The sequence below is a fragment of the Ruegeria sp. CDSA033 genome, assembly GCF_059612305.1.
This window is the reverse complement of record NZ_JBXWQI010000026.1, coordinates 26450-35401: the sequence shown is the minus strand read 5'-3', so window position 1 is coordinate 35401 and position 8952 is coordinate 26450. Positions and strand designations below refer to the sequence as shown.

The following is an 8952-nucleotide window of genomic DNA, read 5'->3' as shown; positions in this document are numbered from 1 at the left end:
AGGTGCCCGAAGGTCTTCCTGTCAGCAATCGCCCTCGCAGCACTCGTTATCTATTGGCTATGAGTCCTGACCCTAAGGCGGTCCGGTTTACGTGGGTTCGCGACCTGCTGCATGTGCGAAAGACCGAGGTGTAATTTAGGGCAGGTAAGGGCTCAGAGCGGACATTTGAAGTCAACAATAAGGAGGTCAGGGTGCGACGCGTTCTAAAAACAATGATGTGGATTGGAATCGCTGCAGTTCTTGTTCCCCTTACGGCAATAGTTGCAGTCTTTGTAGCCGATGAAATCCTGAGACCCACTCCCGATATTGCTCGAGACCTACCGCAAACCACCGATGATGCGAGACATGAGTTCAACAGAAGAGTAGCCAAACAATTTCCGACCCCTCTCAATGAGGACGCGCTCAGCTCGCAATTGATTGAATACGGTTTCGAAGTTTCTGAGGGGCAAGCTTACGCATCCTTCCAGCGGGTCAGTGTTGTTTGTAGCCCTCTCTGGGGCATCTCGTGGGTCGCCGAAGGCGGAATCATATCGGAAGAACAAGGGCACTATCATCCCAACTGCCTATAGTTGGGGCGGTAGGTATGGGTTCGTAGCAGACATTCGAAGTCAACAATAAGGAGCGCCCGATGTCGGCTTTGCGGACAAAGCTGTCTTCGGTGAAACGCTCAGAGATGCAATCTTGATTGCACGCGAATGTCCAATTAACGTTTCTGAAATTATACTGTTTGGCGGTTTAGTAGGATTTTTTGATGACACCCGATGTGCACACAGCCCGTAGCATGGCCCAAAGCCATTGCGATGCGTGGACGAACCAAACGCCTGACGTTGTTGCTGGCCGTTATGCAGAGCAAGCAACCATGATCATGAACGGTGGTGACCCAATGGCGAGCCGATCCCAAATTGGCGATATGGTGGCAGGTTTCATGGCTGACTTTCCCGACCTCGTTCTTAGCCTCGACACGGTTCTCGTCGCAGATCATCATATGGTTTACGCATGGACGTTCGAAGGTCACTCTAAAAAGACTGGAAACCGTGTTCGCTTTTCTGGTTGGGAAGAATGGGACTTGGATGACAATCTAAACGTGATCAAGTCGCTCGGTTGGTATGATGGTGCGGATTACGAACGCCAAGTTGCGGGAACATGACGGTATGTTAGCTCTCCAAACGTTCTGAACGCTGCGCTTGTGACTTAGGTCCGCTCTGGGCTCACAGCAGACATTTGAAAGTCAACAAATAGGAGCGACGGCCATGAAGAAGCTTTCAGCTATACTTAATAGGTGGCCGGTCTTCTACTTGTTGCTCGTATGTTCGTTGATAATTGCCATGCAGATGGGCCTGATGATGGCCTGGCATTTTGGACTCGATTTCTTTGCAGATGATAAAGAACTGTTTGTTTACATCTTTAGTTGGGCATGGGTGGCTTGGGCTGTGACAGTGGTAGTCTTACTTTTGCATTTTATGAGTAATAAGTTTGGCGACCGAAAGTAGTTGGAAAACTAGGAGCTTGCGCCGATGCCTGCTGGGCGGGTCATTGGTAGTTCACAATAGGGAGCCAAGGTTCGCTCTGCGGACTTTGCGGCCATCCGCATTCTTACTTCAAAGGGCCGCAGTCCGCCCCAAGCGGTCCTTCTCAGCCAAGCATTGCAATTTAGTAAACCCGCAAGGAAGCGGCATTTAGACTGATTCCGCCCAAAGCCCACGCCCACAGCGCAATCCCCAGAACTGACTTGGCAATATCAGGTTCAATACGGGCGACACGCGTACCAATGTTGCCCGATTAGTCAGTTGCGAAGCAGTAAAACAAACCTGCCCCGCCGGAACGTGGCAGATGTTCCTCACCGCAACCGCGCGAACCGTGCGATGAGTTCCAGGACAACATATTTCGGGCATCATTGAGACCTACACGGTCATGGTGTCCGACAATCGCAGACCCATCTTCACTATTCGAAGTCCAGTTGCTGCATGTCGTATCGCCTCCTGCCGTTGAGAAATGTCCGGCGGAATCGGAGCCCGTCAAAATGTCATGTTTGTTCGGCTGACTGCCACGCCCATTGACAGGGTTACCATTTTCGTCGAGCGCGGTCTGAAGGTTAATATTCACGCTGTCGCTGTGCAGGTCCTCAACATTGTTGGCGATGAGCTCTCCATCGGCATTATGCCACGGACCCGATCCGATCCGGTCGCGTGCAGAAACGCCATTGGTGATTGTCATCGGGTCGGTGCTGCGATCAATGGACATTGAGGTGCTCAGATAGGCCGCGAAAGTCTTGGAAGCACCGGTCGCGGAGGCAAGCGCATTGCAATGAGCATCGGCGCCTTCGAGGCCACCTAAGTTGGCACCGTCGCCCTTGCCCACACTAGTTATGAAGAACGACATCTCCTCGCCTGCCGATTGCGCCTGTGCGGTCGCCGCGATACAGCAGATTAGGAGTGCAACAACCCCGTGGGCAGTTTTTCGTTTGGTGAACTTCGACATGTGTGTCTCCCTTCGTGCTGTGTGATCACTGATGCTAGCCGTATGTGACAATCGGGTCCATCCGAGTAACAGATGTATGACACTGTGGTGCCAGCGCCATTCACGACAGCCGGTCGAGCATGACCGACGGCTTTGTTGCACAAATCGGCTGAGGGCCGGACTTCCCCTTACCCTGGACGGACCTATGCTACGGCCTCTGTTAGAGGTATGCCAAGAGCGGTGTAACGGTTGAGAACGGCGATGCGGATTTGGATCTCTGCGACCTGCCGGTCAAAGTCCCGTGCCATGAGGCTCTGGCCCATCAGTTTCACACAATGCATCTTACTCTCAACGCGGCTCCGGCGGTGGTATCCTGTCAGCCGCCGCCACAACGCCTTGCCCAAGTATCGTGACGCTCGCACTGCTTCGTTTCGGGCGGTGGCTCCCGCGCTCGTAGGCTTCCAAGGTTTGGCATTCTTACGAGGTGGTATGACGGCATGAGCGTCGCGGGCGGCAATTGCGTCATGGCACTTTCGGGTGTCATAGGCGCCATCAGCCGTGACGCTGCCGATGTCCTGGTCGGGTGGGATTTGGATCAGCAACTCGGGCAGCATGGGAGCATCGCCGACATTACTTGTCGTGACTTCCACCGCCCGTACTTCCAGCGTTTCCTCGTCGACCCCAATATGTATCTTGCGCCATATCCGGCGTTTCGAGCCGCCATGTTTGCGAGCATTCCACTCACCTTCGCCCTCCGCCTTGATGCCTGTACTGTCGATGAGGAGGTTCAATGGTCCGCCGCCACCACGATATGGCAAGTTCACGTTCAGTGTCTTCTGGCGGCGGCAAAGAGTGCTGAAGTCCGGCACCGCCCAATCCAGTCCCGCCAGACGTAACAGGCTTTCGACGAACCCGGTCGTTTGTCGAAGTGGCAAACCAAACAACACCTTCATCGTCAGACAGGTCTGGATCGCGGCATCGCTGAAACGCTGCTGCCGACCCCGTTTGCCGTTTGGCCGAGGCTTCCAATCCTTATCCGGGTCAAACCAGACAGACAGCGACCCGCGCTGCTTCAATGCGGTGTTGTAGGGTGACCAGTTCCTGGTCTCATACTTCGTTCGCGCCCAACTACTCATGGCCCCAGCTATCATGCTGGAATCAAACAGTGAATCCCTCATGCCATTTGTGCAACAAAGCCCGGCCTAAGCTAAGAGAGAGTTTGGCTCATCTGGTTGGTTTGATTATGCGGCGCGTTGGCTGTGATGCAAGCGCCGTGCTTCGAGCGTCTGTCGTTTGATCCTTTCTCTTTCCAGTAGAATGGTTTTGTCCCGACCGAAGTAGACATCAGCGGGTGTGACGTTGTTCAGGCTCTCGTGGTTGGGTTCTGTTGCAGAGTTTAGAGAACGACGAGCTATTTCAGCCATCGCTTGTGAACTAGGTGGCGAGCTCGGCGAACTGCCGAAACGGACAGAGTCTGGGTGTGAACTGACCTTTACTGATCATGTGAGCGACTTCGATGGCTGCTAGCGTTACCGATGCCGAGGCGAAGGCTTTGAACCCCAACATGGCCGCGTGCGCCGCTTGGAGGAACGGTGGTCCTGTTCCACAGTATTGTTCAAGTATTTCCGCCTCACCATCTCAATTGGGATCGGGCAGCCATAGACTTTGAGCATCGTGTTGATTGCCTAGATGCCTGCGGTGTTGGCGCCGCACTTATCGATCACAACCTTCCTCGGCAATCGGTTTGTCTCCAACATCCGGCCGAAGAACCTTGTGGCTGCAGGCTTGTTTCGACGTCGTGAAAGCATGAAATCAGGGGTCTTGCCGTGCTTGTCGACCGCCCGGTAGAGGTAAACCCACGCCCCTTTCACTTTGATGTAGGTTCTTTAATTGAACAGTAACTCTCGATGAGATTGGTCCAGTATCGACCACCTAGGTATTGCCTTTCTCCAGGATCGCCACCTAATCAAAGGTACGATACACATCATGCGCAATAACCTTCATGACGGACTCCTCTCCATGGTTAGCAACCAATAGAGCCAGCGGACCACACGACAACTACGGATTCGCGCTCGCAGCGCAACCGGGCAAGTCGACCGGGCGGCCAGAAAACGATATCGTCGAACAGGATCATCGGGTCGTCAAAAGACGAACCCGCAGGATGCTTGGCTACAAAGCCTTCGCCTCGGCATCGGTAACGCTAGCAGCCATCGAAGTTCCGCACATGATCCGCAAGAAACAGTTCAAAGTGGAGGGCGGTAGATCTGCGCAGTTTGCCGCTCTCTCTGGATAACTGTGTCCGGTCGAGTGGGTACTCTTTGGATGAGCAAAAGTTTGCGACAAAACCTCACCAGTGTATCAAATTTTTCGCAAGTATGCCCAAGAGACATATCCCTTGAGTCCACGTGCACGCTCCAAAGAAACGCGGCACCATCGGGTGCCACCGGTTTGTTCGCAACTGTGAACTCGTAGGGCGGTTCCATTTGGAAGGCCAACAATCACAATGTAGCCTATTCCAGGTCCACCACGCATTTTCAGCATGTCACCGTCTTCGACGCCAAATACCTCGTATCGTCCGAGTGAGGCGGCAGCTGCCGGTTCAACGTTCATGATGGCTCCTAGGAACAATGCCGCTAGGGGTAAGAAGACTGCATTGCGCATTGCGATGTCCTGCTTGTTGCCTCAACTACAATCTTAGCAATTCAGGTCAAAAAGAGGAACAACTCCAAGACAGAAATGTGGGAGTTGCCAATTCTCAAGGAGATGACTGTCGCGTCCAGTGATTTTTGCCGTTGTAAGAAATTCGCGCGATCCCGATGATCGACTAGATGGGTATCGCCAAGTTGCCTAAGTGTTCTTCTCGCGTTATCCGCTCTGGATGAAGAGTCCGACCGACATACCACGCCTGAAGGGTATTCGATTTCCTCATTAGATCATCGCTTACACCGTCTGGGCTTATCATCATTTCGCCCTCGGCGCGGCTGACGTCGAAGACTTGCTCGCCGAACGAGGCATAGATGTTAACCGGGAGTCGATCCGACTTTGGGTTAATCGTTTTGGTCGGCACTTTGCGGATTGTATCCGGCAGAACAGGCCGTGAACGAATGACAAATGGCATGTGGACGAAGTAGTGATCACGATCCGTATCGCTTTGGCGTGCAACCGATGCAGACGGGAACATGCTCGAAATTCTGATCCAGCCACGTCGGAATGCGAAAGCGGCAAGGCGTTTCTAGCGCAGATTGGACACCCGGTTTGGTGGGTCAACTTGATCTTTCGACCACGTCGCCACAGATTCTCCGCCTCTCACGACCGCCAAACCCAATCCGATGCCTCCAACCTATGGGCGGACTACACCGTAGAAGTGGCAGTCTGATCCAGCGGCAAACTGGTTTGCATGGCTGTCATTTGCCAATTTGGCGATACCCGCCTCAGAAATCCATAGATAGCGCCCCGAAACTCAAGGTCTTAAAACGGCACCGTACTCCATTTCGTGAAGCCGCTCGAGGAAGGATGCATTCAGAATGATGATCGAGCGATCCTGAATTCGGATTGCGTCGGCGCGCTCCCACTCTTTCAGGCATCGATTCACGTTGCTGCGGGTACTGCGGACCATGCTTCCGATATCGGATTGCGTTACAAACGCCCCGATCCTGATCGCCTGCCGTCCGTCGATCGAGATCGGCTCGCCGATCTGACTGGCAACGCGCAACAAAGCTTCTGCAAGGCGCGCCGACAGGCTGTTCATCGTCAGACACCGCGTGGCGTCAACGAATGTTCGGAACCTTTCCGCGACCAGATCGCTCAGAGCCTGGCAGGTCGACATGTTCGAGCGGCTGAGCATGTTCAGAACATCTCTGCGAATACGATAGACAGTGACAGAATTCAGCGCAGTTGCGGTGCCTGCATATTGGCTTTTTTGGAATACGCCCAACTCACCAAACGTGTCACCGGGGCGCAGAATAGCATAGGTAAACTCGGAACTGTTCCGTGTCAGGCTGCTCAGTCGGACATAACCATCGGCCAGAAAGTAAAGGTAGTTCGCCTCATCTTCCTGAAAGTAGATTGCTTCCCCCTTACGATAACGCCGCTCTGCGCTGGCGGCGACCAATTGGTGTCGCACTACAGTATCCTGAGAGGACAGGAATACCGAGATTTTAGACCACTCATGTGCCTGATTTTCCTGAGGAATTGCACTGTTCAAGGAGATTCCTGGCTGCATATGCGCCATGTACATTTGACCCTCCGCGCGTCACGCTCTCAAGCTGACCGGTCAACGTGACCAATCAGGTGTTGTTCTCCCCAGAACAGCCCCGGACGGATACACCGGGACACCTATTTTTGTAGCAATTCAACCGGCGCCAAACAAATAACGTTGCTTGTCTTTCAGTGACGATCGGGTGACCGATTGTTTCACCCCCGGCGTTAAAACGTCAGGAATGAGCTACAACGGTCAGTTTTTTCGAACACTGAGTCAGTAACCTGCCACGCACTCACAAAAACCGGATTCGCGGGATTTACGCTATGCCGTACAGCACTCAAAATTGACGTGGGGTCAAATAAATTTCACATTTTGGCTGCAGGTTCAGATTTTGATCATACCGCAGGGAAAATCCTCAAAGTCCGGTAGTTCGCGGGCGGGTGGATTCAATACCAACGACAGGTAGTGACCCCCTGTTTCGATCACCAGGTCCGCCTTAATCAGGGGTGCCAGATCAAAATCTTCGAGAGCATTGTGGAATGCTTCGCATGTCATACCCAGATGAAGGGCGTCCAGCACTTTGATCACCTGCGGACCGACCCGATAGTTCCTGGGCGCCGACGGAATGCGTGTATCCGTTATGACGCCCTGGTCTCGCAATAGCGTCAGTTGCGTGTGCGCCCGCAATTTTTTGGGTGAGCCGTCCTGGACTCCGTAAAAGGCGTTCGTCCAAGCCATGAACGCCTGTTGCAGCGCGCGCATCGGCGGGGCCTGCCAATCAATCCGCTCATACCCGTAATCCTCGAAGTAATAGGCCAGATCCTCAAGGTTTGCATGTTCGGGATAAACGTAGCGATAGGCATGGAACGGTTGCAGGCGCAAGCCAAAGTCGTCGGATTGAAAGTGAAACGGGCTGTAGCGATCAAAGCGGATGCGCACGATGTTTGCCGGCGGAATCAGATGCGTGAGCTTTGGGAACAGTGATGCCATTTCCCAGTATTCTTCGTCCCGTTCACCGGGATCATTCACCAACATCAGCCAGCTAGCAACAAGCCCCTGCTCCATCGACATCTTAAGTAGCGCAATATTGGTTTTCTGGTCTGTTCCCTTTCGAAAGCGTCGAAGCTTGTCATTGTGCAGCGATTCAATTCCCGGCTGCAGCCAGTCAAACCCTGCCTTGGCCAGCATGTCGATCTGCCACTGTTTCAGATTGGCCTTTGTTTCGACAAACATATTCAAACGAAGGTCGTCCTCAATGATACGAGGCAACAAAGTCTTGAAGTATTGAAGCGCTATGATGTTGTCGACAGCCATGAACTTGCGCTGACCATAGCGGTCAATCTGATGATTGATCTCATCCAGAACATCGTCTGCGTCACGCGCCTGGAACCGCATGGTCGTCCCATTGAGACCACAAAAGGTGCAATGCGCTTTTTCTCCGTACCAGCATCCGGTCGACATCTCGATCGGCAGAGCTGTTCGAATGTTGGCGCGCACTTTGGCCCGTCGCAACTGATCGAAATAATCATCGAAATCGGGATAAGTCTTTTGCTGGTCGGCCTCCATCGGACGGCTGGTGGCAAAGATGCGATCCAGATGTCCCTCGGACCGGCCTTTGTGCACGATATCTATCCAGGGACAGATTTTTTCCAGCGCCGAGCCCATCGGTTCTTCGCAATTCGCCCCGCCCAATACGGTGCGGACCTCTGGCGCCATTGCCTTTATCCGCTTCAGCAGCGCAATTGATGCGGTGTTTTGCTGAAAGATCGTGGTGGCCGCCACAATAGATGGCTTCATCGTTAGTATCTGCGCGGCGGTTTCGTCCACAAACGCCCGTGCCTGCGCCCGAACCTGATCCAAAGCGGCCTGCAACTGGGGCAGCGTCTGGCAGTTGAACGCCCGCTGCAGCAGACTGTACGATTTGGGCTGCTTCACCACGTAATCTTCCAGAAACCGCTCACCATTCTCTGTTCGACCAAAGGCGGCCTCGGAAAATATCCATTCACCGATCAGGTCAGTGACTTCGGTTCGGCGGGAAAAGAAGTCATACGGGGCAATGCCGATCAGATCAGCAAACCGCAGCGCGGCATAGTCCACATGGCATTTGTGCCCCGCAGCCCGCAGCTTTCCCTGTATCATCGAAGCGGCCATGGAAGGCCGCTCCAAAGTGCCGAAGGGCATCACGACAATCACGCTGTCGACAGTCATTTGGCCGGGTATGGAACCCGACTGACAATTGTTCTGATGGTTAGCATCCAGCATGATGTCGGTGCCTCCGGCCTGTTGGGCTCTGG

8 protein-coding genes and 2 pseudogenes are annotated in these 8952 nt (G+C 53.6%); 4 read left to right on the top strand and 6 right to left on the bottom strand.

What is annotated here, in order from left to right; genetic code table 11:
• The first annotated feature begins 751 nt into the window (after positions 1–751).
• Entirely contained in the window at positions 752–1147 is a 396-nt protein-coding gene (locus tag AC2FLA_RS20535; protein ID WP_496724830.1) for a DUF1348 family protein, read from the top strand.
• Between the two features lie 103 nt (positions 1148–1250).
• Positions 1251–1490, top strand: coding sequence for a hypothetical protein (locus AC2FLA_RS20530; RefSeq protein WP_496724828.1), 240 nt, complete (start codon positions 1251–1253; stop codon positions 1488–1490).
• Between the two features lie 289 nt (positions 1491–1779).
• Here AC2FLA_RS20530 and AC2FLA_RS20525 read toward each other — a convergent pair whose 3' ends face one another.
• The 3 genes and pseudogenes from AC2FLA_RS20525 to AC2FLA_RS20515 all read right to left on the bottom strand — a co-directional run.
• Positions 1780–2478 carry a hypothetical protein gene (locus AC2FLA_RS20525; RefSeq protein ID WP_496724826.1) on the bottom strand — a complete coding sequence of 233 codons (699 nt, stop codon included), beginning with the start codon at positions 2476–2478 and terminating at the stop codon, positions 1780–1782.
• A 182-nt stretch (positions 2479–2660) separates the two neighbouring features.
• Positions 2661–3593: an IS5 family transposase gene (locus AC2FLA_RS20520; protein WP_496724824.1), complete on the bottom strand. Its 933-nt coding sequence runs from the start codon at positions 3591–3593 to the stop codon at positions 2661–2663.
• A gap of 298 nt (positions 3594–3891) precedes the next feature.
• A pseudogene (locus AC2FLA_RS20515) lies at positions 3892–4340 on the bottom strand (IS6 family transposase); the annotation flags it as partial.
• Between the two features lie 119 nt (positions 4341–4459).
• On the opposite strand from AC2FLA_RS20515, the gene AC2FLA_RS20510 reads away from it, so the two are divergent.
• Positions 4460–4750, top strand: coding sequence for a DDE-type integrase/transposase/recombinase (locus tag AC2FLA_RS20510; RefSeq protein ID WP_496724822.1), 291 nt, complete (start codon positions 4460–4462; stop codon positions 4748–4750).
• Between the two features lie 65 nt (positions 4751–4815).
• Here AC2FLA_RS20510 and AC2FLA_RS20505 read toward each other — a convergent pair whose 3' ends face one another.
• Positions 4816–5118 (bottom strand): SH3 domain-containing protein, encoded by a 303-nt coding sequence (locus AC2FLA_RS20505; protein WP_496724820.1) that lies wholly within the window; start codon positions 5116–5118, stop codon positions 4816–4818.
• Positions 5119–5389: 271 nt separating this feature from the next.
• On the opposite strand from AC2FLA_RS20505, the pseudogene AC2FLA_RS20500 reads away from it, so the two are divergent.
• Positions 5390–5696, top strand: a pseudogene (locus tag AC2FLA_RS20500) (DDE-type integrase/transposase/recombinase); the annotation flags it as partial.
• Between the two features lie 221 nt (positions 5697–5917).
• Here AC2FLA_RS20500 and AC2FLA_RS20495 read toward each other — a convergent pair.
• Together AC2FLA_RS20495 and AC2FLA_RS20490 are read right to left on the bottom strand one after the other, a co-directional pair.
• A complete protein-coding gene (locus tag AC2FLA_RS20495; protein WP_496724818.1) occupies positions 5918–6580 on the bottom strand; it encodes a Crp/Fnr family transcriptional regulator in 663 nt (220 codons plus the stop codon).
• A gap of 462 nt (positions 6581–7042) precedes the next feature.
• Positions 7043–8920: a RiPP maturation radical SAM C-methyltransferase gene (locus tag AC2FLA_RS20490; RefSeq protein ID WP_496724816.1), complete on the bottom strand. Its 1878-nt coding sequence runs from the start codon at positions 8918–8920 to the stop codon at positions 7043–7045.
• Positions 8921–8952: the final 32 nt, after the last annotated feature.